The sequence below is a fragment of the Klebsiella sp. R390 genome (genome assembly GCF_051131745.1).
In the GTDB taxonomy this organism is placed as follows: Bacteria; Pseudomonadota; Gammaproteobacteria; order Enterobacterales; family Enterobacteriaceae; genus Klebsiella.
On sequence record NZ_CP180445.1, the window covers coordinates 970,789 to 995,133 of the forward strand.

The following is a 24,345-nucleotide window of genomic DNA, read 5'->3' on the forward strand; positions in this document are numbered from 1 at the left end:
ATTGCCATAAACGTAGCAAACTTCAATATCCATTATTGAGCATTTAACCAGCGCGTACAGTTTACTTTTATGCAAAAAAAAATATTCGGTGGCGGCCTGTAAACATGGCGACCATTTCCCATTGCGAAGATAAATATCTGTCAACGTTAATGCGCTGGCCGTGGTTTACCGTTTCCCGCAAACGCATAACCTCCGCTCTTAGAGTCAAGCACATCCTGGAAGCAGTAGGCTATGCTTGAACAGAAACTAATAACGTAGTGAGCTTATAAGGAAATCATCATGCGCTACAAACTCGTTGCATTTATTCTCCCTTGCGCGCTCGCGCTGAGTGCCTGTACCACCGTGACACCAGCCTATAAAGATAACGGTACCCGTAGCGGCGCCTGCATTGAAGGTGGGCCAGATGCCGTGGCACAGAAATTTTACGATTATCAGATCCAGCACCGTAATAACGATCTGACGGCGTTGCGTCCTTATCTGAGTGACGATCTGGCGAAACTGCTGGACAGTGCCCGTCAGGACCCGGCGCGCAGCTCCCTGCTCCAGTCTAATCTCTTCTCCAGTTCCGCCACGCCGGCAGATAGCGCCAGTGTAGCCAGTGCTTCTACTATTCCTAACCGCGACGCCCGCAATATTCCGCTGCGTGTCGATTTAAAACAGGGCAGTCAAAGCTGGCAGGATGAGGTGTTGATGATTCAGGAAGGACAGTGCTGGGCCGTCGATGACGTGCGCTATCTCGGCATAAACTCGCATGCTCCGGCAGGATCGCTGCAACAGAGTCTGGAGAAACGCGGATAAGGGGGTGGAAGCCACGTCGCTGAAACGATAACCCCGGTAAAATGTCGGTATTTCTCCAGGTTATACCGACATTTGTTCCTCCCCACCCCACGAACCCCTATTTTGTGCTAACTTTAGAGGTAAATGTGGTTTACATTTAACTTTTAACGCATAAATATTGCATAACTATTCTGTCAAAGGTAGTATTTGCGGCCTCAATAGCTATTTGTATCAGACAGCCCAGATGAGTATTAAACTAAACGGCATTAACTGCTTCTACGGCGCGCATCAGGCGCTGTTCGACATCACGCTGGATTGCCCGCAGGGGGAAACGCTGGTGCTGCTCGGCCCCAGTGGCGCCGGGAAAAGCTCGCTGCTTCGCGTACTCAACCTGCTGGAAATGCCGCGTTCCGGTACATTACATATCGCCGGTAACCACTTTGACTTTACCAAAGCACCTTCTGACAAAGCCATCCGTGAGCTGCGCCAGAACGTCGGTATGGTCTTCCAACAGTACAATCTGTGGCCGCACCTGACCGTGCAGCAAAATCTGATTGAAGCTCCCTGCCGCGTGCTGGGCCTAAGCAAAGATCAGGCTCTGGCTCGCGCCGAGAAGCTGCTGGAACGTCTTCGCCTCAAACCTTACAGCGATCGCTACCCGCTACATCTTTCCGGGGGTCAGCAGCAGCGCGTCGCCATTGCGCGGGCGCTGATGATGGAACCTCAGGTTCTGCTGTTTGACGAACCGACGGCAGCACTCGATCCGGAAATCACCGCCCAGATCGTCAGCATTATTCGTGAACTGGCCGGCACCGGCATTACCCAGGTTATCGTCACCCACGAAGTCGAAGTGGCACGTAAGACAGCAAGCCGGGTGGTGTACATGGAAAATGGCCATATCGTTGAACAAGGGGATGCCAGCTGCTTTACGCATCCGCAGACCGACGCATTTAAAAACTATCTTTCACATTGATGTTTTTCGGGGAAATGACGATGAAAAAAGTACTGATTGCCGCAATTCTGGCAAGCATGAGCCTTTCAGCTACTGCCGCCCAGACCATTCGTTTCGCCACCGAGGCGTCCTACCCTCCGTTTGAATCAATCGATGCCAACAATAAGATTGTCGGTTTTGACGTCGATCTGGCAAACGCGCTGTGTAAAGAAATTGACGCCACCTGTACCTTTACCAACCAGGCTTTCGACAGCCTGATCCCAAGCCTTAAGTTCCGTCGTTTCGACGCGGTCATGGCCGGGATGGATATCACGCCTGAGCGTGAAAAACAGGTGCTGTTCACTACCCCTTACTATGAAAACTCTGCGCTGTTCGTCGGCCAGCAGGGCAAATTTACCAGCATCGACCAGCTGAAAGGCAAGAAAGTCGGTGTGCAGAACGGTACCACTCACCAGAAATTCATTAACGACAAACACCCTGAAATCACCACCGTGCCGTACGACAGCTACCAGAATGCCAAACTGGATCTGCAAAATGGTCGTATTGACGCGGTGTTTGGCGATAATGCCGTCGTCACCGAGTGGCTGAAGAGCAACCCGAAACTGGCCGCGGTGGGTGATAAAGTCACCGATAAAGACTACTTCGGTACCGGCCTCGGCATTGCGCTTCGCCAGGGCAATACCGAACTGCAGCAGAAATTTAATGCTGCGCTGGAAAAAGTGAAAAAAGATGGGACTTACCAGACCATCTATAGCAAATGGTTTCAGAAGTAACGCTAAATGAATGAAATTTTTCCATTAGCAAGTGCCGCCGGGATGACCGTCGGCCTTGCCGTTTGCGCACTCATTATCGGCCTCGTGCTGGCAATGCTGTTTGCCGTGCTGGAGTCAGTAAAATGGCGTCCGCTGGCCTGGCTCGCAACCAGCGTGGTCACCGTTCTGCGCGGACTACCGGAAATTCTGGTGGTCCTGTTCATCTATTTCGGCTCTTCACAGCTGCTGCTCACGCTGTCCGACGGCTTTACGATCAACCTCGGGTTCGTGCAGATCCCGGTACAGATGCAGATTGAGAACTTCGACGTCAGTCCGTTCCTCTGCGGTGCCATTGCCCTCTCCTTGCTGTATGCGGCTTACGCCTCGCAAACCCTGCGTGGCGCGCTGAAAGCGGTCCCTCAGGGGCAATGGGAGTCTGGCCAGGCGCTGGGGTTGTCAAAGGCGGCAATCTTCTTCCGCCTGGTGATGCCGCAGATGTGGCGCCATGCCCTGCCGGGTCTTGGCAACCAGTGGCTGGTGCTGCTGAAGGATACCGCGCTGGTGAGCTTAATTAGCGTGAACGATTTGATGCTGCAAACCAAAAGTATTGCCACCCGCACCCAGGAGCCTTTCAACTGGTATATCATCGCGGCGGCCATCTATCTGGTCATCACCCTGCTCAGTCAGTACATCCTCAAACGTATTGACCAACGTGCGACGCGCTTCGAACGGAGACCGGGCTGATGCTTGATTATTTACCCGAACTGCTAAAAGGGCTGCATACCAGCCTGACGCTGACGGTGGCCTCTATCGTCGTGGCGCTGATCCTGTCGCTGATCTTTACCATCGTGCTGACGCTGAAAACGCCAGTGCTGGTGTGGATCGTCCGCGCTTACATCACGTTATTTACCGGTACGCCGCTGCTGGTGCAGATCTTCCTGATTTACTACGGTCCTGGGCAGTTCCCGTCACTGCAGAACTACCCGGTACTGTGGCATCTGATTTCTGAACCGTGGCTGTGCGCACTGATTGCTCTGTCCCTCAACAGCGCAGCTTATACCACTCAGCTGTTTTATGGTGCGATTCGCGCTATTCCTGACGGCCAGTGGCAATCCTGCAGCGCGCTGGGCATGAGCAAAAAAGACACCCTGGCGATCCTGCTGCCGTACGCGTTTAAACGTGCGTTGTCTTCGTATTCCAACGAAGTCGTGCTGGTCTTCAAGAGCACCTCGCTGGCTTACACCATTACCCTCATGGAAGTGATGGGCCACGGCCAGCTGCTGTACGGACGGACCTACGATGTGATGGTGTTTGGCGCGGCCGGTATTGTCTATCTCATCGTCAACGGTCTGCTGACCCTGATGATGCGGCTGCTGGAACGCAAAGCGCTGGCCTTTGAACGGCGAAATTAATGCTCGGTGTTAAGGGCATCCGAACGGCGGGTTCACCGCCGTTCATCAATGCATAATTAATATACTTAAAAACGGGCCAGTCTCATCACTGCCCGTTTTTTACATCTCATAAAAAATAATTATACGTAATTATTGAATATAAATTCATTTAATGGCATTGTGAAAATCAGCCGCAGACACGGCACAACATCATAAGATTGACCGACGGGAGTTCCACGATGAAAAAGTTAGTTTTGGCTGCAGTGCTTTCCTCTTTCGCCTTTGGCGCCGCTGCCGCGGAAAAAATCAGCTTTGGCGTTTCCGCCACCTATCCGCCATTTGAATCTATGGATGCCAACAATCAGATCGTCGGTTTCGATCTCGACCTGGCGAAAGCGCTGTGCAAACAGATGCAGGCCGATTGCACCTTTACCAATCATGCATTCGATAGCCTGATCCCGGCGCTGAAATTTAAAAAATATGATGCGGTGATTTCCGGCATGGACATTACCCCGGAGCGTAGCAAGCAGGTGGCGTTTACCGAGCCGTACTACGCGAACTCAGCGCTGGTGATCGCCAAAAAAGATGCCTACCACTCCTTTGCTGACCTGAAAGGCAAACGTATTGGTATGGAAAACGGCACCACCCACCAGAAGTACCTGCAGGACAAACATCCGGAAGTCAAAACCGTCGCCTATGACAGCTATCAGAATGCGATTATCGACCTGAAAAATGGCCGTATTGATGGGGTGTTCGGTGATACCGCGGTGGTCAATGAGTGGTTGAAGACCAACCCGCAATTGGGCGTGGCAACGCCGAAAGTGACCGATCCACAATACTTCGGCACCGGCCTCGGCATTGCGGTACGCCCGGATAACAAGGCGCTGCTGGAGAAACTAAATGGCGCGCTGAAAGCGATTAAAGCTGACGGCACCTATCAGAAAATCAGCAACCAGTGGTTCCCGGAATAAACGTCCGCCTACCGGGCTACTCCAGTAGCCCGTTAAACCACGCGCGGGGAAGCCTCCCCGCTACGGACGCAGCGGCAGGGTGAAGCGGAAGCTGGCCCCTGTCGTGACCTCCAACAGATGAATATCGCCGCCGTGCAGTTGCAGCATACGCCGGACAATCATCAGCCCTAACCCGCCCCGCATTCCGCGACTCTGACCGGGTTCCAGTACCGAAGGTCGTTCAAACAGCGTGGCCCGCAGCTCACCGGCAACGCCCGGGCCGCTGTCCGTCACTTCCACCACCATTTCTGCGCCCTGCTGGCGCGCCGTCAGGCTGATGCTCCCCCCGTCCGGGGTGTGGCGAATGGCGTTATCCAGCAGGTTGGTCAGTACCCGCTCCATCATCGACAAATCTGCGACCACCGGCGGCAAACCGCTGGCCAGCCCCAGCTGCAGACGAATATTGCGGGTAGCAATCGACAGATCGAACTTCTGCGCCACGTCCTGGACCAGTTCGGCCAGGAAAAATTTCTCCGGCTGCGGTTTGATGCCGCCGTGTTCCAGTCGCGCCAGCTCAAACAACTGGGATGAGAGATAGCGGACTTTATTTCCCTGGCGCAGCGCGATATCGAGGTAACGCCGGCGCTCCTCCGCGCTTAGCCGGTCGGCTTTCAGCGTCAGGGTCTCAAGATACCCCAGTAGCGACGTCAGTGGCGTGCGCAGGTCATGGGAAATATTGGCCACAAACTCGCGGCGCTGACGGTCACTGTCGGCCAGGCGATCCCACTGACCTGCGATCTGCCGGGCAAGCTCAATAAACCGGTTATGCAAAATCGCCACTTCATTTCCGGGATGGGGATCGGGGGTTTGCGCCGCCAGTAATTTGATCGCCCCGATGCTGTCTTCTTCAGGGATGACGACCTGGGCGGTGAGCTGACGTACCGGACGCGTGACCCAATACCAGGCAAGACCGCCGGCCAGCAGGCCAAACAGCGCCACCAGCAGCAAGGTCCAGATCAGCAGGCTGCCCAAAGTCTTCTGCCAGGCGTTGGCCGCCAGTTCGTTAAAGGTTTCCCCTTGCAGGATGATGTAGAGATAGCCGCGGAGCTGCCCCTCCACATTTAGCGGTGCGACGCTGAAGACTTTCTGCTGAGCCGGACTACGTGGGTCGTCGCCGTACACCGGCCAGGCGCCACCGGAAAGGAACGCCTGTATCGGCGCGATCGCCACCCGCTGGCGCTTGATATGGCCAGGAGGCGCGGCATCCGCCAGCAGTTCACCTTCAGGAGAAATCAGGTACAGCTCTACGCTGGGGTTAAACACCATCAGCCGGTCAAAAAGCGGCTTAAGCGCCTGGCGGTTCACCTGCCCCTGCGCATCGAGAAGCGGTTCCCGGGCCACAATTTGCTGGGCGAGTCCAGCCGACAGCCGCTGCACCATCGCATTACCGTATTGCGCACTGCTGTACAACTGCACCACGCAGACGGCCGCCGCGCACAGCAAAAGCAGCGAGGTAAAGACCAGTGCCAGGCGCTGACTCAGGCTCAGTCGACGCATCATTGCCCCGCTCCTTGACGAGCCGGCGCAAATTTATAGCCCTTGCCCCAGACCGTCAGAATAATTTCCGGCTCGGCCGGATCGTGTTCGATTTTGCTGCGCAGGCGGTTGATATGGGTATTCACCGTATGCTCATAGCCTTCGTGCTGATAGCCCCATACGTGATCGAGCAGCGCCAGGCGGGAAAAGACCTCGCCGGGATGGCGAGCGAAGTAGTACAGCAGGTCGAATTCGCGCGGGGTTAGGTCTACCGGTTCACCGCGTAGCCTGACCTCCCGTGCCAGCGGATCGACGCTCAGGCCGTGGCAGTCAATGCGTCCGGCGTCCATCAGCAGATTCTGCCCCATCGCCTCCTGGCGACGAAACAGCGCCTTGACCCGCGCCACCAGTTCGATGATCGAGAACGGCTTGGCAAGGTAGTCGTCCGCCCCCATTTCCAGCCCCAACACACGATGTGTCTCGCTGGCGCGGGCGCTGATGATAATCACCGGCAGATAGCGGGTCATCTGGCGAATACGGCGGCAAATCTCCAGACCGTCGACATGGGGCAGCATCAGGTCAAGGATCACCGCATCCCAGCTGCTCTTTTCAAGCTGCACCAGCGCCTGCGCGCCATCAGCCTCATGGACAATCTGAAACCCTTCATCCTGCAAATTCAGACGCAGCAACGTAGCGATATCGTCGTCATCTTCGACCAACAGAATTTTCTTTGCCATCGTCTCGCTCCGCTCATCTCAACTCGTTATTCGCCAAGCTTACCCGATTTACGCCAGCAGAAGAGTTCACATTTTGTTTAAACTTCGCGGACCAGTAACGTCAAGACTTCATAGTGTGCGGTGTGAGGGAACATATCGAACAGCTGCACCCGTTCAACCCGATAACCGGGCAACAGCGCGAAATCTTTCGCCATCGTCCGGGCGTTACAGCTGGAGTAGATAATATACGGGGGCGCCATCCGGCCTAAATAGTCGCACAGCTCGCGGCCGATACCGCGCCGTGGCGGGTTCACCAGCACCAGGTCCGGAATATCGCCCTCAGCGGTGGCAAACTGCGTCGAGTCCAGCGCCTGAAAATGGAGGTTCGTCAGCCCCAGTTCAGCGGCAGACTGCCTGGCGCTGGCAATGGCCTCCGGCGCAATCTCAATCCCGGTCAGCCGCATTTGCGCCGTGGCACAATGCAGGCCAAAGCCGCCCACGCCGCAGAACAGATCCCACATATGCTCCACCGGCAGCAGACGCACCCAATCGCGGGCGGTGGCATACAGCTGGCTGGCAACGGTCGGGTTGGTCTGAAAGAAGCTCTGTGGGCGGATCCACAACGGAACGCCGTTAAAGTTTTCCGCCAGCGCGGGCTGCTCGCCGAGCAGAATTTCCTGCTCGCCTTCCATAATGGCCATATGCACCGGCTGAATATTAGCGGTAATCACCTTCAGCTGCGGCAGCTGTGCCTGCAGCCAGGGTAGCGCGGCGCGAAGCTGCTCGAGTTTCGCCGTCGAACGCAGGACAAAACGCAGCATCATCCCGCCATCCAGCTGACTTTCGGTGAGCAGCAGATACTTCAGCTCACCGCGTTTGCGGGCGACGTTATAGGGGGTTAACCCGGCCCGGGCAATAAACGGCTTTAATACACTAAACACCGGCGCAAAATGAGGCGGATAGAGCGGGCAGTCGGTGAGGTCTTCGGGGGTGCCGTCGCGGTGCAGCATGCCCAATAGCGGGCGTTCAACGCTGCCGCTGACCACCATTTTGGCTTTGTTGCGAAAACCGACTTGCGGGCCGGAAACCGGCGGCTCCCATTGCGCTACCGGGAAGTCCGCTAACAACGTCCTGAGGTCGGCCATTTTACTGGCGAGTTGTTGTGTTAACGGCAGTTCCAGCCACTGACAGGAGCGACAGCGGCCCGCGTCATAGAGTGCGCAGTGCATAAAAAGACCTTCAAAAAAACAGGGGCGGGGATTGTATCATCGTTATTGTAGTCGGAAAAACCGTCGACACGAAGTCGGAACAAACAGCAACAGCAACACCAGGTAATCAGGCAATTTTTGCATCACCAGAGAACGGAAAATTTCACGCTTTGACTCGCCGGCAATACTGAACAGCTCTGGATAGCCATACCCCAGCGAAGCCGCCCACAGGTAGCCGGTGACAATAATTTGCGTCAGCAGGAAGATCCAGCGTGCCAGATTGCGCCCCTTCACCAGCGAGAAGGCGCACCAGATCTCGATGAACACCAGCAGCAGGCTGGAGAGGAACACCAGCGTCAGGTTCCAGGTCTGGACGCTGCGGCGAATAAACTCTTCGATGCCGCTGACCCCTAGCTGGTTAAAGATCATCAGCAGGTCAACGCCACGAATCAAAATAATGGCGAACGCCGCCACCTGCACCAGGGCAGGAACGTTCAGGCGTGCATGAGAGGAACGTGCTTTTGTAAACAATCCCAACGGAAGCGTCTTCCATGAAAACGGCGTCGTACTATCACGACGCCGATACCAGTTTTACCGTAGATTTTAGGGGGTTCAGCTGCGTCTTGCACGCTGGATATCGCGTACTCGCTGCTTTTCTGCGCGGGCCATCAAATACCAGGCGATAAAACCAACAACCCCGACCACCGCGAGGATTAACGTCGCCAGGGCGTTGATTTCCGGGTTCACCCCCATCCGCACGCTGGAGAAGACCAGCATCGGTAAGGTGGTGGCTCCAGGACCGGAGACGAAGCTGGCGATAACCAGATCGTCCAGCGATAAGGTAAAGGCCAGCAGCCAACCGGAGATCACCGCCGGCATAATCATCGGCAGCGTGATGATGAAAAAGACCTTCAGCGGCGGAGCGCCTAAATCCATCGCCGCTTCCTCGATAGAGTGGTCCAGTTCACGCAGTCGTGACGAAATGACCACCGCCACGTAGGCGGTACAGAAGGTCACATGCGCCAGCCAGATGGTCAGCATCCCGCGATCCGACGGCCAGCCGATAGCATGCCCGAGCGCCACAAACAGCAACAGCAGCGACAGCCCGGTGATCACATCCGGCATGACTAACGGTGCGGTAATCATAAAGGCAAAGCCGTTTGAGCCGCGGAAACGGCCAAAACGCACCATCACCACTGCCGCAATGGTACCCAGCACCGCCGCCGCCGTTGCCGCGCAGGTGGCGATGGTCAGACTCAGCCCGACGGCGCTCATCATCGCGTCATCGTGGAACAACTCGCTGTACCAGCGGGTTGACCAGCCGGCCCATACCGTCACCAGCTTCGAGCTGTTGAATGAGTAGATCACCAGCATCAGCATCGGGGCATATAAAAACGTAAAGCCGATCACGAGGATTAAAATTCGCCATGGCGAACGTACTACCGGCAAATCGTTCATCCGTGCTCCCCCATCTGTTTTTGCTGATGCTTGTGGAACCACATGATCGGTACGATCAGCAGCAACAACATCACAATTGCCACCGCTGAGGCCACCGGCCAGTCGCGGTTATTAAAGAACTCCTGCCACAGGACGCGCCCGATCATGATGCTGTCCGGCCCACCTAACAGTTCCGGGATCACAAACTCCCCTACCGCGGGGATAAACACCAGCATCGACCCGGCAATAATCCCGCCTTTGGTCAGCGGCACGATCACCTGGAAGAAGGTTTTCAGCGGTCGCGCGCCCAGATCCAACGACGCTTCCACCAGCGAGTAGTCGATCCGCGTCAGCGCGGTATAGATAGGCAGCACCATAAACGGCAGATAGGCGTAGACAATGCCGATGTACACCGCGAGGTTGGTATGGAGGATCTCCAGCGGCTGATCGATAACCCCAAGCCACAGCAGGAAATTATTCAGCACGCCGTTGCTTTTCAGCAGCCCCATCCACGCATACACGCGGATCAGGAATGAGGTCCACGACGGCAGGATCACCAGCAGCAGCAGAATATTTCGCGTGGACGGCTTGCTGTGCGCCACCGCCCATGCCAGCGGATACCCCAGCACCAGACAGCAGAACGTCGAGATACCCGCCACCTGCAGCGACTGCAGATAAGCTTCGAAATAGAGCGGATCGTCGGTCAGCTGCAGGAAGTTACCGAGGTTCAGGGTTAACGTCAGCTGGCCGTCCGCCCACTCCCACAGATCGGTGTAGGGCGGGATCGCCCGCGCCATCTCCGCCAGACTGATTTTAAATACGATCAGGAACGGCAGCAGAAACAGCAGGATCAGCCACAGATACGGCAGCGCGATCACCAGCTTGCGGCCATGGGCCATCTGCAGGCGCGCGAGCCAGAGCGCAAAACCGCCCGGTTTTTTCTCCCCGGCCGGTGGTTCTAATGTACTCATCGCCCTCTCCTTACACCGTCAGAACAACGCAGCTGTCGGCATCCCAGCACAAACGAACTTCATCACCCCAGGTTGGCGACCCTTTACGATGACGGTGTTCATTCTGTAGCTGCGCGCTGATCATCTGCCCGCTTTTCAGGCGTACGTGGTAGATAGACAGATCACCGAGATAGGCAATATAAATCACTTCCCCCACCGCGAAGTTGTAGCCATCCGCCGGCGGCTCATCGCAGAGCATGATTTTTTCCGGACGCAGAGCCACCCATACCGGAACATTATCAATCACCGACGCATCAGGGTCGACCTTCAGCGGATGAGTCAGCCCCGGTGAGTTCAGCACCAGGCCATCTTCCAGGCGCTCTTTCACCAGTCCTTCAAACACATTGACCGAACCGATAAATTCCGCGCTATAGCGGGTCGTCGGATGTTCATAGATCTCTTCCGGCTCGCCAATTTGCACGAACTTACCGCGGTTCATAATGGCGATACGCCCTGCCATGGTCATCGCCTCTTCCTGATCGTGGGTCACCATCACGCAGGTCGCACCGACACGCTCAAGAATATCCACCACTTCCAGTTGCATCCGGTCACGCAGTTTTTTATCCAGCGCGCCCATTGGTTCGTCGAGCAGCAGCAGTTTTGGCCGCTTCGCCAGGCTGCGCGCCAGAGCAACACGCTGGCGCTGGCCGCCGGACAGCTGGTGCGGTTTACGTTTGGCGAATTCCTGCATATGCACCAGCGCGAGCATCTCCTGCACCCTGCTGGTGATTTCGGCTTTCGGCAGTTTGTCCTGCTTCAGACCAAAGGCAATGTTCTGCTCCACCGTCATATGAGGGAACAGAGCGTAAGACTGGAACATCATGTTGATCGGCCGCTGATAAGGCGGTACGCGAGACAGATCGACGCCATCAAGCATAATCTGGCCGGCCGTCGGTTCCTCAAAGCCTGCCAGCATACGCAGCAGCGTTGATTTACCACAGCCAGATGCGCCAAGCAGCGCGAAAATTTCGCCTTTATAAATGGTGAGATTGACGTCATCGACGGCGTGTTGACCATCGAAGGATTTCGTCAGATTACGGATTTCCAGCAGCGGGGTTAGCGCTTTGGGGGTTTTCGCCTGTGGGCGGGAAATTGCGTCATTCACTCGGGTGCTCTCCGGCAAAAAAGCTAACCACCGTATGGCCCGGTTGCCATACATTCTACTTTACAGTGCAGGCGCACCATCCTGGTGCATACATTCGCTGCACGTTGCATCTGTGTTTACCCTGGCCGGGTAATGCAATCTCCCGGCCGGGTAAGATCTGTTCAGGCCCGGCGAACCGGGCCCTAAGATGTTATTTCCCGCTTTTCACTTTCGTCCACGCACGGGTACGCACGCGGTCGATTTTCGGATCCTGAACTTTCAGGGTGAACAACTTGGCAAAAACGTCCGCCGGCGGGTAGATAGCCGGGTTATTACGGATCGCTTCACTCACCAGCGGAGTCGACGCTTTGTTACCGTTCGCGTAGTACACCTGGTCGCTGATTTTGGCGATAACTTCCGGGCGCATTAAATAGTTAAGGAACTGATAAGCTTCATCTTTATTCTTGGCATCCGCAGGCATTGCAAAGACATCAAAGAAGGCCAGCGCCCCTTCTTTCGGGATAAAGTAAGAGACGTTCACGCCATTCTTAGCTTCTTTCGCCCGGTTCGCCGCCTGCCAGACGTCGCCCGCCCAGCCGATCGCGACGCAGATATCGCCGTTCGCCAGGTCATTGATGTATTGCGAGGAGTGGAAGTAGCGAATATTCGGCCGCAGCTTGAGCAGCAGGTCGGTTGCCGGCCCGGTGTAGTCGTTGGCTTTGCTACTGTTAGGATCTTTGCCCAGATAGTTCAGGACCGTCGCAAAAATCTCTTCCGGTGCATCGAGGAAGGAGACGCCACAGCTTTTCAGTTTTTCGAGGTTCTCAGGCTTGAGGACCAGATCCCAGCTATCCAGCGGGGCATCTTTACCCAATACGGCTTTCACTTTATCGACGTTGTAGCCGATACCGGTTGTCGCCCACAGATACGGCATCGCATATTTATTATCCGGGTCGTGCTTCGCCACCAGCTTCAACACTTCCGGATCGAGATTTTTCCAGTTCGGTAACTTGCTCTTGTCCAATGGCTGGAAAACCCCGGCAGCCAGCTGCCGCTCAAGGAAACTCGCCGACGGTACGACCAGGTCAAAACCGGTGCTGCCGGCCATCAGCTTGCCTTCCAACACTTCGTTGGAATCAAAAACGTCATACACCACTTTAATACCGGTCTCTTTTTCGAAATCGGCTACCGTATCCGGCGCGATATAATCAGACCAGTTATAAACATGTAGGGTTTTCTGTTCCGCTGCGAGTGAACCGGCAGAGACGGCCATCAACGCACCCGTAACCAGACCTGTTAACCATTTTTTACCAAAGGCGGTCATATCTCTTATTCCTTCTCAAATGCCCGTTAACAAGCGGGCTTAATATACGCACTTGTCTGCATGCAATAATCGTGCATGTTTTTTCATTGCCTAAGAAAAGGAGAGAGGACCTCTCCCGGAATGGTTGCCCGCAACTGGAAGCATCGCCAGAATAACTGTAGCCAGAATAAGAGGCTATAGCCCAGGTAAAATAACGCCTTTTATCAATTTTTTATGCAATAACGGTCTACGTGATAAGCCAAAAGCGGCAGAATGGCGGTGAAAAATTCTTTGAGGAAAGGTTAATAGCAGAATAAAAGCGCGTAATACACAGCCACTGTGGTAGTGGCTGCGCTATTCATCGACAGGTTTAGTGAAGAAAATGGTGCTGAACTTCCTCAGCGGGGTACTCTTCTTCTTCGGCTTTAAAGAGTACCTGGTTGGCGGCCGCTTCGAGGATCACCATTGAAATTTGCTCTTCGCTCTGGCGGAAGAACCAGCCAAACTGCTCGACGGTGATGCCAACGCCGACGGATAACGCCTGGCATACCACCAGTTTAGGCAAGTTATCATCCTGGATATCCAGGAATGCTTTGACGGTTAACGAACTGGCGTTGATCGCCGACAGATCGGCAGACAGCGGCAGCAGTGCCGACGGCTTCACTTCCGCGAGGGCAGAAAAGAGCACCACGTTGTCTACCAGATCGATTTTTGCATCGAAAATGCCTTCGAAATTCTGCATATGCGGCAGGTGCAAAGCCTGGCAGGAATCACACTCAAAAAAGCTAATGCCTAGCTCATCGAGCCAATGACGTAGCGTATCCAGACCCGGAACGACCAGTGAATCCATATGACCTGTGACCTCTTGCTGTGTAAAAACGACGCCATAGCTTACGCAAAAAATACGCGGCATACCATGAAAGTGTCAGCGCGACCGATTATCCGCCCATTTTCAGGCAAAATTCAGGCGTGGCCTGGCGCTCGATCCAGGCGATCATCCGCCCGGCAATATCGATTCCGGTGGTCGTTTCAATCCCTTCAAGTCCCGGTGAGGCGTTAACCTCCATCACCAGTGGCCCGCGGGTTGCGCGTAAGATATCGACCCCGGCTACGTCCAGACCGAGGGTCTGCGCTGCCTTGATGGCCATCGCCCGCTCCTGCTCGCTGATAATGGCGACCGTTGCCACCCCACCACGGTGCAAGTTAGAGCGGAAATCGCCCTCTTTTGCCCGTCGCTCAATCGCCGCCACCACTTCGTTGCCAACCACCAGACAGCGAATATCCCGCCCTTTTGCCTCGGCGATGTACTCCTGAACCAGAATATGCGCGTTCAGACCCCGGAAGGCATCAATCACGCTTTCGGCTGCCTGACGCGTCTCAGCCAGCACCACGCCGATCCCCTGCGTGCCCTCCACCAGTTTGACGACCAGGGGCGCACCGCCCACCATGGCGATCAGGTCGCTGGTATCGTCCGGAGAGTGTGCGATCCCGGTCAGGGGAAGATCGATCCCCTGGCGTGCCAGCAGCTGCAACGAGCGCAGCTTGTCGCGGGCGCGGGTAATCGCCACCGACTCATTGAGCGGATAGCTGCCTAACAGTTCAAACTGGCGCAGTGCCGCGGTACCGTAATAGGTAATGGCGGAACCGATCCGTGGGATCACGGCATCAAAATGCGGGAGCTGGCGGCCTTTATAGTGAATTGACGAGGCCACCGGACTGACGTTCATATAACAAGAAAGCGGATCGAGGATTTCCACCTGGTGACCGCGCTTCTGCGCGGCTTCACGTAGGCGACGACATGAATAGAGCGTTCCATCCCGGGATAATATGGCAATTTTCACCCTGCACCTCTGCAAAAAGACCCGCTCCGGCGGGCCTTCACTGTATTAATTACGCCACCACCGCCCGGCCTCTGACTCTTGAGGCGCTAAGCAGGCAGCAGTGTACACGCAATCAGCGCGTTGCCCACCCCTGCTTATGCAGGTAATCCAGAATAAACGGGCGGCTTTCTTTAATGATAGTGCGGCGAATATGGTCGCTCCAAGTATCGCGACGCGTATTGCTGCCGCGTGACAGATAATACTGTGCCATCTGCTCATCATATTCTGCCAGCACGGTTTCATCCAACGGCTGCCAGCTGTTTTCATGCACCAGCATCGCCGCCGGCATACGCGGCTTCACATCCGGGTTATCGGCAGGCCAGCCGAGGCACAGGCCAAACAGCGGCAGAACATGCTGCGGCAGGTTCAACAGCTCGGTCACCGCGTCAATACTGTTACGGATCCCGCCAATGTAGACGCCACCCAGCCCTAACGATTCGGCGGCAACCAGCGCGTTTTGCGCCAGCATCGCGGTATCTACCGCCCCCAGCAGCAGCTGTTCTGCCAGACCCAGTTGAGCATCCGGGCAGATCTGCAGATGGCGGCTAAAATCGGCACAAAATACCCAGAACTCCGCCGCACGGGCCACATGCTGCTGGCCGCCGCTTAAGGTCACCAGCTGCTCGCGAAGCTGCGGGTCGGTTACGCGAATAATGGAGCTGCATTGTAAAAAGCTGGAGCTGGATGCCCCCTGTGCGCTGGCGATGATGGCGGCACGCTGTTCGTCGCTGATGGGCGCATCGGTAAAGTGGCGAATAGAGCGGTGGCTACGCAGCAGATCAATGGTCGGCGTCATCTCGTTTTTCTCTGTCAGGTGAAGAAGGTGGTTTTTGAGTTTGCGTCAGCTGTGGTGCCACGATCCTTGCCATACGCCACATCAGCGCAATGGCCGCAGGCAGCATCAACAGGATCCCGGCGAAAATCATCAGCAGGGCTGCCGTAGGGCTGGAAAACGGCGCCGGCAGCTGCAGGTACTGGTTGAGCGAGAGCCAGGCCAGGGTCAACAGCACAATACCGATAATTTCTATCACCAGGACGCTTTTTGGTAAGGCGGCGGGCGATCGCATAACTCTCCTCCGGTCAATGTAGGCTCTGCGGACAAGCGGTTAAGCGCCGCACAGCGGGGACAGTATAGTCATTTAACAGGACCGACATTTATCAAACATAGCCTTAAACCATCGGAGAAAAAGGCAGAACCTTCTTTTACTCACCGCCGGAACAGGTCATCATAGTCACATTCGCCATCCGGCAGAAAGTTAAGGAGAAAAAACATGTTTACGGTTATTTTTGGTCGTCCCGGTTGCCCTTATTGCGTTCGCGCCAAAGAACTGGCTGAAAAACTGACCAATGAACGCGATGATTTTAACTATCGCTACGTTGATATTCACGCTGAAGGCATCAGTAAGAGCGATCTGGAAAAGACCGTGGGTAAACCCGTTGAGACCGTTCCGCAGATTTTCGTCGATCAGAAACACATCGGCGGCTGCACTGATTTTGAAGCCTGGGCAAAAGAGAATCTCGGCCTGTTTGCCTGAGTCGACTCATTCTCTTGACGAGTGCTTGCGCCTGGAATCTAGCCAGGCGCAGATAAACATAAAGCACAGCGCGCCCAGCGCACACCAGAACACCGCACTAAACAACCACGCCAGCTGCTGCCAGAATGTTCGTTGTGCCACAAAAAAAAGCCGCATTGCCAGCAGGCAGACCGGCGCCGCCAGAATAGCGCCCACCACCGGTAGGATCACCCGTCGTCCAGGCGAAAGACTGCTGGCCGCCGCCCCGGGCAGCAAAAAGAACAGCAGCCCGACTTCAGAATTGCCGGCAGCACGAAAGATTCCGTTCATATGCAGTAACAGAATTAAACAGACCACGATAAACAGAAAGAACCCGCAGGTAATACCGACCCAGGCTCGCTCAGATTTCACACCATCCTCCTGATTCTGCCTCTAACCCACTTCATTACATCCAGTCAGATAAAGCATTCTGGCAATCCATGCCATTTTTGCACCCACCCGCCTAAAAACGATTGTGACTAGCCGCAGCACCCAGGAAGGATTAAACTAACGACTCATTTTTAGTGGTTATACCGGGATGCCGGAACAAGGTTCGGAACGACACCAACACTGGGCCAACCTTAGACTAAATAACCATTTCCTTCAACAACTTACTAGTAAATGAGAAGTTGGCTTTCGTGAATATAAACGTCGCAGATTTGTTAAACGGGAATTACATCCTGTTATTATTCGTTGTACTTGCGCTGGGGCTTTGCCTCGGAAAACTGCGCCTGGGTTCAGTACAACTTGGTAATTCTATTGGCGTTTTAGTGGTTTCATTATTATTAGGCCAGCAGCATTTCAGTATTAACACTGATGCGCTGAATCTGGGCTTTATGCTGTTTATTTTTTGCGTTGGCGTGGAAGCCGGTCCCAACTTTTTTTCTATCTTTTTCCGCGACGGGAAAAACTATCTGATGCTCGCCCTGGTGATGGTCGGCAGCGCGATGCTGTTGGCGATGGGGCTGGGCAAACTGTTTGGCTGGGACATCGGCCTGACGGCGGGGATGCTGGCAGGCGCCATGACCTCAACCCCGGTGCTGGTAGGTGCCGGTGATACCCTTCGTCACTTAGGTATGCCCAGCGATCGACTGGCGCTCTCTCTCGACCATTTGAGCCTTGGCTATGCGCTGACCTATCTGATTGGTCTCGTCAGCCTGATCGTCGGCGCCCGCTATATGCCGAAGCTGCAGCATCAGGATCTGCAGACCAGCGCCCAGCAGATTGCCCGTGAACGTGGGCTGGATACCGACTCCAAGCGTAAAGTCTACCTGCCGGTAATCCGCGCCTACCGCGTTGGCCCGGAGCTGGTGGCCTGGGCCGATGGTAAAAATCTGCGCGAGCTGGGGATCTATCGTCAAACGGGCTGCTATATCGAACGGATCCGCCGTAACGGCATTCTGGCTAACCCGGACGGCGATGCGGTCCTGCAAATGGGCGATGATATCGCGCTGGTGGGCTACCCGGACGCCCACGCACGTCTCGACCCGAGCTTCCGTAATGGTAAAGAGGTTTTCGACCGTGATCTGCTGGATATGCGCATCGTAACCGAAGAGATCGTGGTTAAAAACCATAATGCCGTTGGCCGCCGCCTGGCGCAGCTGAAGCTGACCGACCACGGCTGTTTCTTAAACCGCGTTATCCGTAGCCAGATTGAAATGCCAATCGACGACAACGTGGTGCTCAACAAGGGCGACGTTTTGCAGGTCAGCGGCGATGCGCGGCGCGTGAAAACCGTTGCCGATCGTATCGGCTTTATCTCGATTCACAGCCAGGTGACCGACCTGCTCGCCTTCTGCGCCTTCTTTATCGTCGGCCTGATGATCGGGATGATCACCTTTCAGTTCAGCTCTTTCAGCTTCGGGATTGGTAATGCGGCGGGGCTGCTGTTTGCCGGGATTATGCTTGGGTTCCTGCGGGCCAACCATCCAACCTTCGGCTATATCCCACAGGGCGCGCTGAATATGGTGAAGGAGTTCGGCCTGATGGTCTTTATGGCCGGGGTTGGCCTGAGCGCTGGCGCCGGGATTGGTCACGGGCTGGGCGCCGTTGGCGGCCAGATGCTGGCAGCGGGCCTGCTCGTCAGCCTGGTACCGGTGGTGATTTGTTTCCTGTTTGGCGCCTATGTGCTGCGCATGAACCGCGCGATGCTGTTTGGCGCCATGATGGGGGCCCGTACCTGCGCCCCGGCAATGGAGATTATCAGCGATACCGCGCGCAGCAACATTCCGGCGCTGGGCTATGCGGGGACCTACGCCATCGCCAACGTGCTGTTAACCCTGGCGGGGACGCTGATCGTCATCATCTGGCCAGGGCTTCAGTAAATATTTAAGAAAAAAATGGATAGAGGCAGAACTTTTCTCTCGGGCGTCAGTCATAAGTAGTGCCACTGCTTTTCTTTGATGTCCCCATTTTGTGGAGCCCATCAACCCCGCCACTTCGGTTCAAGGTTGATGGGTTTTTTGTTGCCTGAATTTTATGATGTTTAAAATCATGAAGTTACAATGCATCGTTTTATCCAATGGCGACAAAGTGGCGACAGCCTCAAAGAGACAATGCTACCTGGCCTGAATTTGTGGGGTGGGGCTGCACAGGCTGGGCCTCTTTAGGTGTAGAGATTGAGCGCACAAAAGTCTCATGCGTTACGAACGTATGGCTGCTGTTGATATTCTGGCACTGGTTGTAACGTTCTTTGGTCATTGAAGAGACCTGGAAACTGCTGCGAGTATGGGCTGCGCTTCCACATAATGGGCAAATCATCATTTTTACGTCCCCGCCATTTTTCCCGAAATCGCAATAATGATACAACATTACTTCATTTTGTGAACTTTAAGTTCTCTTTTGAAAACCTCAGTCCATTACTAAATCATCAATTTTCACTTCCAGCTCGATGCTGGTTGTAAATCCGCTATCCGGGTTGACCGTGTGCGTTAACGTTGTGATGGTCCATTCTGCATCATCAATAGGCTGCTTAAAGCCGCTGTCCCCCTGCCTGCTTCTCTGCTGCAGGGCGATATGAGGCTATCTTCCCGTCGCGTAGCAGCTGATAGGTTTTGTGTTTGTAGTACCAGTTGATCGCCAGCATCAGCAGGCCAATCAGCACACCGCCCACCGTAGAGGCATCTTTGATCGATAAATCCCCTATCCAGGCGGGTGATCAGCACGGCGTTTGCCGGGAATGACGGGGCGCGAACGGCCTGCAGACCGCCCATGCGTTTCTGACTGATAATCATGTCAGCCGCCAGCTTTTCGCTGTTCTCCTGGTCTTTATTGACCAGCGGGAAATACTTGTCGGACAACAGCTCACGTCCACAGATCACGACCAGTTCCGCATCGTCCTGGAAAATCGGGTCAATCAGCTCATTGACTGCATCCATCACCAGCGCATCCAGGTTGGCATATTTACCGCCTTTGCCGACCTTCACCGGGTCTGCAGTGGTGGTGCCATCTTCTGCCGTGGTACTGCCCATCACACAATCCGGGGCATCTTCGCGGACCTTCTGCAGCCAGCCTTTGTTAACGTCCTGCAGCAACGGATTGGCGGCACGGTCTGAGGTTTTTGCACGCTTTACGCCGTTAAAACCGATCATGATGCGGTCCAGCGCCTGACGTTTCACGATGGCGTTACGGATACGCACCTGAAAATCCTGGAATTTCGCCCACATATCCAGTTTTGCGTAAGTCAGCACCGTATCAAAGTTGGTCTGTTCGCATTTGTACTCAACATCCACCATCTCAGTGGGATCGGTTGGCTCGCGCTCCTTCGTGGTCGTGTCAGTGGTCCCGGCAATGGTGCTGCCGACGCCCAGGCCCAGAAGCTGGCCTGACTGCTCCGCCACGCCAATCACGTTAACCATGGTCAGGAATGCCGTGGACTGCTGGATCTGGTCTTCCAGCGTCTGCTGCACCGACGGCTCAACGGTGAATTTACTGGATAACTCTTCGACTTCCACGCCATTCAGACGCGCCAGTTGCTGCAGGTAAGCGTTAAAGGCAAAACGGGTATTCTTTTTCATGGGTTCTCTTGCTCCATCAGCAATTGGTCAGGGTGCCTGCAGGTGCTTCACCACCTGGCGCACGCTGGCGATAATCTTTACGGCTGTCTTCCTGGCTCAGCTTCTGCTTAAGCGCAGAAAAATCGGTCTGCTGCTTCTGCAGTGCGGTTTCCAGCTCAGCAATGCGCTTATCCTGCGCGGACAGGGATTGATCGGTGCGCTCGCTCAGGCTCTGCTGCTCAGTGGCGACCAGCTCAACAGCCCGATGTACATCAGAGAAACGCGCATCATCGGTCTGCTCTTTTTTTGTAAACATCGCGGTGACGCGGGCAAAGAGGGAGGGTTTTTCACCCTGGACCTCTTCCCACTCGATCAGCGTTTCTTCTGCGGCGGTAAAGAGGTTTTCCGGGTTCTGTTTACGGCCTGCCAGCGGGTTACTTTTTGCGCTGGCACTAAACTGCAGCATTTCTGTACCCAGGCTTGCCGGGTCGTCAGTCGCTGCAAGGCCAATCAGGTACGCCTTGCCGGTATCGGCAAAGCTGGTATTGACCTCCATCGAGGTGAACAGCTTTTGCAGCTTGCGGGTATACGCCACCAGATCATCTGACGGGGTGATCCACGCATACAGGGCCATTTTTCCTTTCAGCGGGCCGTCCGTAATTTCTTCGGCCTCCAGCTTATCCACGGTCCCGAAACGGCGGAACGGACTGTCCGGGGTGTAGCCCTTGATGTGTTCCAGATTAATCAGCGCGGTATAGACCTGCGGGTTATAGCTTGCCGCCATCTGCTCCAGCCAGGCGCGCTCAATGGTGCGTCCGTCTGTTGTTGCCCCTTCCACACCAATGCGGAAGCGTTTTGCTTTAACTGCCATTTGAGCGACTCCATCAAATAACTCTGTGAGGCCTTATGGTTGCTGTGATGGAGGGGGGGAAACAACGCGCGGACCTTGTGCGGTAAACCACACAAAAGCCAGCCGGGGAAAGGCTCAGGGCAAGCCCGTATGTTTGTCCCATGGAAACGATGACCCCCGCAGACCTCGATCCCCGTCGGCAGGCACTACTGCTGTATTTTCAGGGATACCGCATAGCCCGCATTGCTGAAATGCTGGGCGAGAAAGCCGCAACCGTTCACAGCTGGAAAAAGCGCGACAAGTGGGGCAGCTATGGCCCGCTTGACCAGATGCAGCTCACCACCGCCGCACGGTACTGCCAGCTGATCATGAAGGAGCACAAAGAAGGGAAAGATTTTAAGGAGATTGACCTGCTGGCGCGGCAGTCCGAGCGCCACGCCCGTATCGGGAAATTTAACAACGGCGGCAACGAGGCCGATTTAAACCCCAATGTGGAAAACCGCAACCGCGGCCCCCGCAAACCCCCAGAAAAAAACCAGTTCAGCGACGAACAGATCGAAAAGCTGCAGGAGATTTTCCACAGCTCAATGTTCGATTATCAGCGCCACTGGTGGGAAGCGGGCAATAAACACCGTATCCGCAACGTGCTCAAATCCCGCCAGATCGGGGCGACGTACTATTTTGCCCATGAGGCGCTGATAGATGCCCTGGTGACGGGCCGTAATCAGATATTCCTGTCAGCAAGCAAATCCCAGGCACACATGTTTAAGCAGTACATCATTGAGTTTGCCAAAGAGGTCGATGTTGAACTCAGAGGTGATCCGATGGTGCTTCCGAACGGTGCCACGCTGTATTTTCTGGGGACCAACGCCCGCACCGCGCAGAGCTACCACGGCAACCTGTATCTTGATGAATATTTCTGGATACCGAAATTCCAGGAGCTGCGCAAAGTCGCCTCCGGCATGGCACTGCACAAAAGATGGCGGCAGACCTATTTTTCTACGCCGTCCAGCCTCACGCACAGCGCGTATCCCTTCTGGTCTGGTGCCCTGTATAACCGTGGTCGCTCAAAATCGGACCGTGTCGATATCGATTTGCCCCACTCCGCGCTGGCTGCGGGCCTGCTGTGTGCTGATGGTCAGTTCCGGCAGATCGTGACGGTAGAAGATGCCGTGCGCGGCGGCTGTAACCTGTTCGACCTAGACCAGTTGCGACTGGAATACAGCCCAGACGAATACCAGAACTTGCTGATGTGCGAATTTCTTGATGATCTCGCGTCCGTGTTCCCGCTGTCCGAGCTGCAGGCCTGCATGGTGGACAGCTGGGAGGTCTGGGAAGATTTTCACGCACTGGCTCTGCGTCCATTTGGCTGGGGCGAGGTATGGATCGGATATGACCCGGCGAAAGGCACCCAGAACGGTGACAGCGCCGGGTGCGTCGTTATCGCCCCGCCATCCGTTCCCGGCGGCAAGTTCCGCATACTGGAGCGCCACCAGTGGCGCGGCATGGACTTCCGCGCGCAGGCAGAAGCCATCCGCCAACTCACCCTGCAGTACAACGTAACCTATATCGGCATTGACTCTACCGGCGTCGGTCACGGCGTCTATGAGAACGTCAAAGGCTTTTTCTCTGCCGTCCGGGAGTTTGTCTATAACCCCAACGTCAAAAACGCCCTGGTGCTCAAGGCATACGACATCATCAGTCACCGCCGCATTGAGTTTGACGCCGGTCATACCGATATCGCGCAGTCATTCATGGCTATCCGCCGGGCCACCACCGCCAGCGGCAACCGACCCACTTACGAAGCCAGCCGCAGCGAAGAAGCCAGCCATGCAGATTTGGCCTGGGCGACCATGCACGCATTGTTTAACGAACCGCTGCAGGGCGAGGCAGCAAACACCAGTAACATCGTGGAGATTTTTTAATGACTGAGAACACCGTACAGGACGTCATGCTGCCTGACGTACAAAGCAATGATTCAGCATCTACCCAGGCGTTCAGCTTTGGCGATCCCATTCCTGTACTGGACCGCCGCGAACTGCTGGATTATGTGGAATGCGTACAAATGGACAGATGGTATGAACCACCGGTGAGTTTTGACGGGCTGGCACGGACCTATCGCGCAGCTGTTCATCACAGTTCACCGATTGCGGTGAAGCGCAACATTCTGACCAGCACCTTTATCCCGCACCCGCTGCTGAGCCAGCAGGCGTTCAGCCGCTTTGTGCAGGACTATCTGGTATTTGGTAATGCCTATCTGGAGAAGCGCACCAACCGGCTCGGCGGCATTCTGTCGCTTGAGCCATCGCTGGCGAAATACACCCGGCGCGGCGTGGATCTGGATACCTACTGGTTTGTGCAGTACGGCATGACCACCCAGCCGTATGAGTTCACCAAGGGCAGCATTTTTCATCTGATGGAGCCAGACCTGAACCAGGAGATTTACGGCCTACCGGAATACCTGTCCGCCATCCCATCCGCCCTGCTAAATGAATCCGCCACCCTGTTCCGCCGTAAGTATTACATCAACGGCAGCCATGCGGGATTCATCATGTATATGACCGATGCCGCGCAGAACCAGGAGGACGTGAACAACATCCGCCAGGCAATGAAAAGTGCCAAAGGGCCGGGCAACTTCCGCAACCTGTTTATGTACTCGCCCAACGGCAAAAAGGACGGGATTCAGATCATCCCGCTGTCGGAGGTTGCGGCTAAAGATGAGTTTCTAAATATCAAGAATGTGAGCCGGGACGACATGATAGCAGCTCACCGCGTTCCGCCGCAGATGATGGGGATTATGCCGAGCAATGTTGGGGGGTTTGGGGATGTGGAGAAGGCATGCCGTGTGTTTGTTCGAAATGAGCTAATGGCTCTTCAGAAGAGTTTTTTAGAATTAAATGAGTTTTTAGGCGATAGTATAATTAGCTTCGAAGAATATAAACTTTAATATA

Annotated in this window: 25 protein-coding genes and 3 pseudogenes; 10 read left to right on the plus strand and 18 right to left on the minus strand. The window is 55.1% G+C overall.

The annotated features are described in order from the left end of the window. The first annotated feature begins 279 nt into the window (after window positions 1–279). The 6 genes from ACMYSP_RS04460 (at window position 280) to artJ (ending at window position 4,843) form a co-directional block, all read left to right on the plus strand. Window positions 280–798, plus strand: a complete 519-nt coding sequence (locus ACMYSP_RS04460) for a lipoprotein (protein ID WP_434585753.1) — start codon at window positions 280–282, stop codon at window positions 796–798. A 223-nt stretch (window positions 799–1,021) separates the two neighbouring features. Beyond that, entirely contained in the window at window positions 1,022–1,750 is a 729-nt protein-coding gene (artP, locus tag ACMYSP_RS04465; RefSeq protein WP_123756129.1) for an arginine ABC transporter ATP-binding protein ArtP, read from the plus strand. Between the two features lie 20 nt (window positions 1,751–1,770). Then, on the plus strand, window positions 1,771–2,502 hold the full coding sequence (gene artI / locus ACMYSP_RS04470) for an arginine ABC transporter substrate-binding protein ArtI (protein WP_123756246.1): 732 nt from the start codon (window positions 1,771–1,773) through the stop codon (window positions 2,500–2,502). 6 nt (window positions 2,503–2,508) lie between these two features. Beyond that, a complete protein-coding gene (gene artQ / locus ACMYSP_RS04475; protein ID WP_434585754.1) occupies window positions 2,509–3,225 on the plus strand; it encodes an arginine ABC transporter permease ArtQ in 717 nt (238 codons plus the stop codon). Then, entirely contained in the window at window positions 3,225–3,893 is a 669-nt protein-coding gene (artM, locus tag ACMYSP_RS04480) for an arginine ABC transporter permease ArtM (protein WP_434585755.1), read from the plus strand. Before artQ ends, artM begins: the two co-directional genes overlap by 1 nt. 218 nt (window positions 3,894–4,111) lie before the next feature. Continuing rightward, window positions 4,112–4,843, plus strand: a complete 732-nt coding sequence (gene artJ, locus ACMYSP_RS04485; protein WP_434585756.1) for an arginine ABC transporter substrate-binding protein ArtJ — start codon at window positions 4,112–4,114, stop codon at window positions 4,841–4,843. Between the two features lie 60 nt (window positions 4,844–4,903). Here the strand turns inward: artJ and ACMYSP_RS04490 are convergent, their stop codons facing one another. The 12 genes from ACMYSP_RS04490 to ACMYSP_RS04545 form a co-directional block, all read right to left on the minus strand. Next, window positions 4,904–6,382 (minus strand): sensor histidine kinase, encoded by a 1,479-nt coding sequence (locus ACMYSP_RS04490; protein ID WP_434585757.1) that lies wholly within the window; start codon window positions 6,380–6,382, stop codon window positions 4,904–4,906. Then, window positions 6,379–7,095, minus strand: coding sequence for a response regulator transcription factor (locus tag ACMYSP_RS04495; protein WP_434585758.1), 717 nt, complete (start codon window positions 7,093–7,095; stop codon window positions 6,379–6,381). The genes ACMYSP_RS04490 and ACMYSP_RS04495 overlap by 4 nt, the downstream gene beginning before the upstream one ends. Before the next feature lie 77 nt (window positions 7,096–7,172). After that, window positions 7,173–8,303: a 23S rRNA (uracil(747)-C(5))-methyltransferase RlmC gene (gene rlmC, locus ACMYSP_RS04500; RefSeq protein WP_434585759.1), complete on the minus strand. Its 1,131-nt coding sequence runs from the start codon at window positions 8,301–8,303 to the stop codon at window positions 7,173–7,175. A 42-nt stretch (window positions 8,304–8,345) separates the two neighbouring features. After that, entirely contained in the window at window positions 8,346–8,819 is a 474-nt protein-coding gene (locus ACMYSP_RS04505) for a YbjO family protein (RefSeq protein WP_123756123.1), read from the minus strand. A 75-nt stretch (window positions 8,820–8,894) separates the two neighbouring features. After that, on the minus strand, window positions 8,895–9,740 hold the full coding sequence (gene potI, locus ACMYSP_RS04510; RefSeq protein ID WP_434585760.1) for a putrescine ABC transporter permease PotI: 846 nt from the start codon (window positions 9,738–9,740) through the stop codon (window positions 8,895–8,897). After that, entirely contained in the window at window positions 9,737–10,690 is a 954-nt protein-coding gene (gene potH / locus ACMYSP_RS04515; RefSeq protein ID WP_434585761.1) for a putrescine ABC transporter permease PotH, read from the minus strand. The genes potI and potH overlap by 4 nt, the downstream gene beginning before the upstream one ends. 10 nt (window positions 10,691–10,700) lie before the next feature. Further along, entirely contained in the window at window positions 10,701–11,834 is a 1,134-nt protein-coding gene (gene potG / locus ACMYSP_RS04520; protein ID WP_123756120.1) for a putrescine ABC transporter ATP-binding subunit PotG, read from the minus strand. 190 nt (window positions 11,835–12,024) lie between these two features. After that, entirely contained in the window at window positions 12,025–13,137 is a 1,113-nt protein-coding gene (potF, locus tag ACMYSP_RS04525) for a spermidine/putrescine ABC transporter substrate-binding protein PotF (protein ID WP_434585762.1), read from the minus strand. A gap of 349 nt (window positions 13,138–13,486) precedes the next feature. Then, window positions 13,487–13,966, minus strand: a complete 480-nt coding sequence (locus tag ACMYSP_RS04530; protein ID WP_123756245.1) for a YbjN domain-containing protein — start codon at window positions 13,964–13,966, stop codon at window positions 13,487–13,489. Window positions 13,967–14,054: 88 nt separating this feature from the next. Next, a complete protein-coding gene (gene rimK, locus ACMYSP_RS04535) occupies window positions 14,055–14,957 on the minus strand; it encodes a 30S ribosomal protein S6--L-glutamate ligase (protein ID WP_434585763.1) in 903 nt (300 codons plus the stop codon). 112 nt (window positions 14,958–15,069) lie between these two features. Beyond that, window positions 15,070–15,792, minus strand: coding sequence for a nitroreductase NfsA (nfsA, locus tag ACMYSP_RS04540; protein ID WP_434585764.1), 723 nt, complete (start codon window positions 15,790–15,792; stop codon window positions 15,070–15,072). Next, a complete protein-coding gene (locus ACMYSP_RS04545; RefSeq protein WP_123756116.1) occupies window positions 15,776–16,063 on the minus strand; it encodes a YbjC family protein in 288 nt (95 codons plus the stop codon). The genes nfsA and ACMYSP_RS04545 overlap by 17 nt, the downstream gene beginning before the upstream one ends. 204 nt (window positions 16,064–16,267) lie before the next feature. On the opposite strand from ACMYSP_RS04545, the gene ACMYSP_RS04550 reads away from it, so the two are divergent. Next, window positions 16,268–16,531 carry a GrxA family glutaredoxin gene (locus ACMYSP_RS04550; protein ID WP_004859945.1) on the plus strand — a complete coding sequence of 88 codons (264 nt, stop codon included), beginning with the start codon at window positions 16,268–16,270 and terminating at the stop codon, window positions 16,529–16,531. 6 nt (window positions 16,532–16,537) lie between these two features. Here the strand turns inward: ACMYSP_RS04550 and ACMYSP_RS04555 are convergent, their stop codons facing one another. Further along, window positions 16,538–16,921: an inner membrane protein YbjM gene (locus tag ACMYSP_RS04555; RefSeq protein ID WP_434585765.1), complete on the minus strand. Its 384-nt coding sequence runs from the start codon at window positions 16,919–16,921 to the stop codon at window positions 16,538–16,540. A gap of 266 nt (window positions 16,922–17,187) precedes the next feature. Here ACMYSP_RS04555 and ACMYSP_RS04560 point away from each other — a divergent pair, with 266 nt between their 5' ends. Continuing rightward, window positions 17,188–18,873, plus strand: a complete 1,686-nt coding sequence (locus ACMYSP_RS04560) for an aspartate:alanine antiporter (protein WP_434585766.1) — start codon at window positions 17,188–17,190, stop codon at window positions 18,871–18,873. Between the two features lie 220 nt (window positions 18,874–19,093). Here ACMYSP_RS04560 and ACMYSP_RS04565 read toward each other — a convergent pair whose 3' ends face one another. From ACMYSP_RS04565 to ACMYSP_RS04585, 5 genes and pseudogenes are all read right to left on the minus strand, one after another. Next, the gene (locus ACMYSP_RS04565) at window positions 19,094–19,312 is read right to left on the minus strand and encodes an ogr/Delta-like zinc finger family protein (protein ID WP_434587011.1); all 219 of its coding nucleotides are present in this window, start codon (window positions 19,310–19,312) and stop codon (window positions 19,094–19,096) included. 87 nt (window positions 19,313–19,399) lie between these two features. Further along, window positions 19,400–19,531, minus strand: a pseudogene (locus tag ACMYSP_RS04570) (phage late control D family protein); the annotation flags it as partial. Further along, window positions 19,521–19,700: pseudogene (locus ACMYSP_RS04575) on the minus strand (HP1 family phage holin); the annotation flags it as partial. The pseudogenes ACMYSP_RS04570 and ACMYSP_RS04575, both read right to left, overlap by 11 nt. Then, window positions 19,693–20,565, minus strand: a pseudogene (locus tag ACMYSP_RS04580) (phage major capsid protein, P2 family); the annotation flags it as partial. The pseudogenes ACMYSP_RS04575 and ACMYSP_RS04580, both read right to left, overlap by 8 nt. A gap of 16 nt (window positions 20,566–20,581) precedes the next feature. Then, window positions 20,582–21,415: a GPO family capsid scaffolding protein gene (locus tag ACMYSP_RS04585; protein ID WP_049106752.1), complete on the minus strand. Its 834-nt coding sequence runs from the start codon at window positions 21,413–21,415 to the stop codon at window positions 20,582–20,584. Between the two features lie 140 nt (window positions 21,416–21,555). On the opposite strand from ACMYSP_RS04585, the gene ACMYSP_RS04590 reads away from it, so the two are divergent. Together ACMYSP_RS04590 and ACMYSP_RS04595 are read left to right on the plus strand one after the other, a co-directional pair. Further along, window positions 21,556–23,319: a terminase ATPase subunit family protein gene (locus ACMYSP_RS04590; protein ID WP_434585767.1), complete on the plus strand. Its 1,764-nt coding sequence runs from the start codon at window positions 21,556–21,558 to the stop codon at window positions 23,317–23,319. After that, a complete protein-coding gene (locus ACMYSP_RS04595; protein ID WP_434585768.1) occupies window positions 23,319–24,341 on the plus strand; it encodes a phage portal protein in 1,023 nt (340 codons plus the stop codon). The genes ACMYSP_RS04590 and ACMYSP_RS04595 overlap by 1 nt, the downstream gene beginning before the upstream one ends. Window positions 24,342–24,345 lie beyond the last annotated feature (4 nt).

Excerpts from the sequence above, each read along its gene's own strand:
- ACMYSP_RS04460 (WP_434585753.1), top strand. The coding sequence starts at position 280 with ATGCGCTACAAACTCGTTGCATTTATTCTCCCTTGCGCGCTCGCGCTG.
- artP (WP_123756129.1), top strand. The coding sequence starts at position 1,022 with ATGAGTATTAAACTAAACGGCATTAACTGCTTCTACGGCGCGCATCAG.
- artI (WP_123756246.1), top strand. The coding sequence starts at position 1,771 with ATGAAAAAAGTACTGATTGCCGCAATTCTGGCAAGCATGAGCCTTTCA.
- artQ (WP_434585754.1), top strand. The coding sequence starts at position 2,509 with ATGAATGAAATTTTTCCATTAGCAAGTGCCGCCGGGATGACCGTCGGC.
- artM (WP_434585755.1), top strand. The coding sequence starts at position 3,225 with ATGCTTGATTATTTACCCGAACTGCTAAAAGGGCTGCATACCAGCCTG.
- artJ (WP_434585756.1), top strand. The coding sequence starts at position 4,112 with ATGAAAAAGTTAGTTTTGGCTGCAGTGCTTTCCTCTTTCGCCTTTGGC.
- ACMYSP_RS04490 (WP_434585757.1), bottom strand. The coding sequence starts at position 6,382 with ATGATGCGTCGACTGAGCCTGAGTCAGCGCCTGGCACTGGTCTTTACC.
- ACMYSP_RS04495 (WP_434585758.1), bottom strand. The coding sequence starts at position 7,095 with ATGGCAAAGAAAATTCTGTTGGTCGAAGATGACGACGATATCGCTACG.
- rlmC (WP_434585759.1), bottom strand. The coding sequence starts at position 8,303 with ATGCACTGCGCACTCTATGACGCGGGCCGCTGTCGCTCCTGTCAGTGG.
- potI (WP_434585760.1), bottom strand. The coding sequence starts at position 9,740 with ATGAACGATTTGCCGGTAGTACGTTCGCCATGGCGAATTTTAATCCTC.
- potH (WP_434585761.1), bottom strand. The coding sequence starts at position 10,690 with ATGAGTACATTAGAACCACCGGCCGGGGAGAAAAAACCGGGCGGTTTT.
- potF (WP_434585762.1), bottom strand. The coding sequence starts at position 13,137 with ATGACCGCCTTTGGTAAAAAATGGTTAACAGGTCTGGTTACGGGTGCG.
- ACMYSP_RS04530 (WP_123756245.1), bottom strand. The coding sequence starts at position 13,966 with ATGGATTCACTGGTCGTTCCGGGTCTGGATACGCTACGTCATTGGCTC.
- nfsA (WP_434585764.1), bottom strand. The coding sequence starts at position 15,792 with ATGACGCCGACCATTGATCTGCTGCGTAGCCACCGCTCTATTCGCCAC.
- ACMYSP_RS04545 (WP_123756116.1), bottom strand. The coding sequence starts at position 16,063 with ATGCGATCGCCCGCCGCCTTACCAAAAAGCGTCCTGGTGATAGAAATT.
- ACMYSP_RS04550 (WP_004859945.1), top strand. The coding sequence starts at position 16,268 with ATGTTTACGGTTATTTTTGGTCGTCCCGGTTGCCCTTATTGCGTTCGC.
- ACMYSP_RS04565 (WP_434587011.1), bottom strand. The coding sequence starts at position 19,312 with ATGATGATTTGCCCATTATGTGGAAGCGCAGCCCATACTCGCAGCAGT.
- ACMYSP_RS04585 (WP_049106752.1), bottom strand. The coding sequence starts at position 21,415 with ATGGCAGTTAAAGCAAAACGCTTCCGCATTGGTGTGGAAGGGGCAACA.
- ACMYSP_RS04590 (WP_434585767.1), top strand. The coding sequence starts at position 21,556 with ATGGAAACGATGACCCCCGCAGACCTCGATCCCCGTCGGCAGGCACTA.
- ACMYSP_RS04595 (WP_434585768.1), top strand. The coding sequence starts at position 23,319 with ATGACTGAGAACACCGTACAGGACGTCATGCTGCCTGACGTACAAAGC.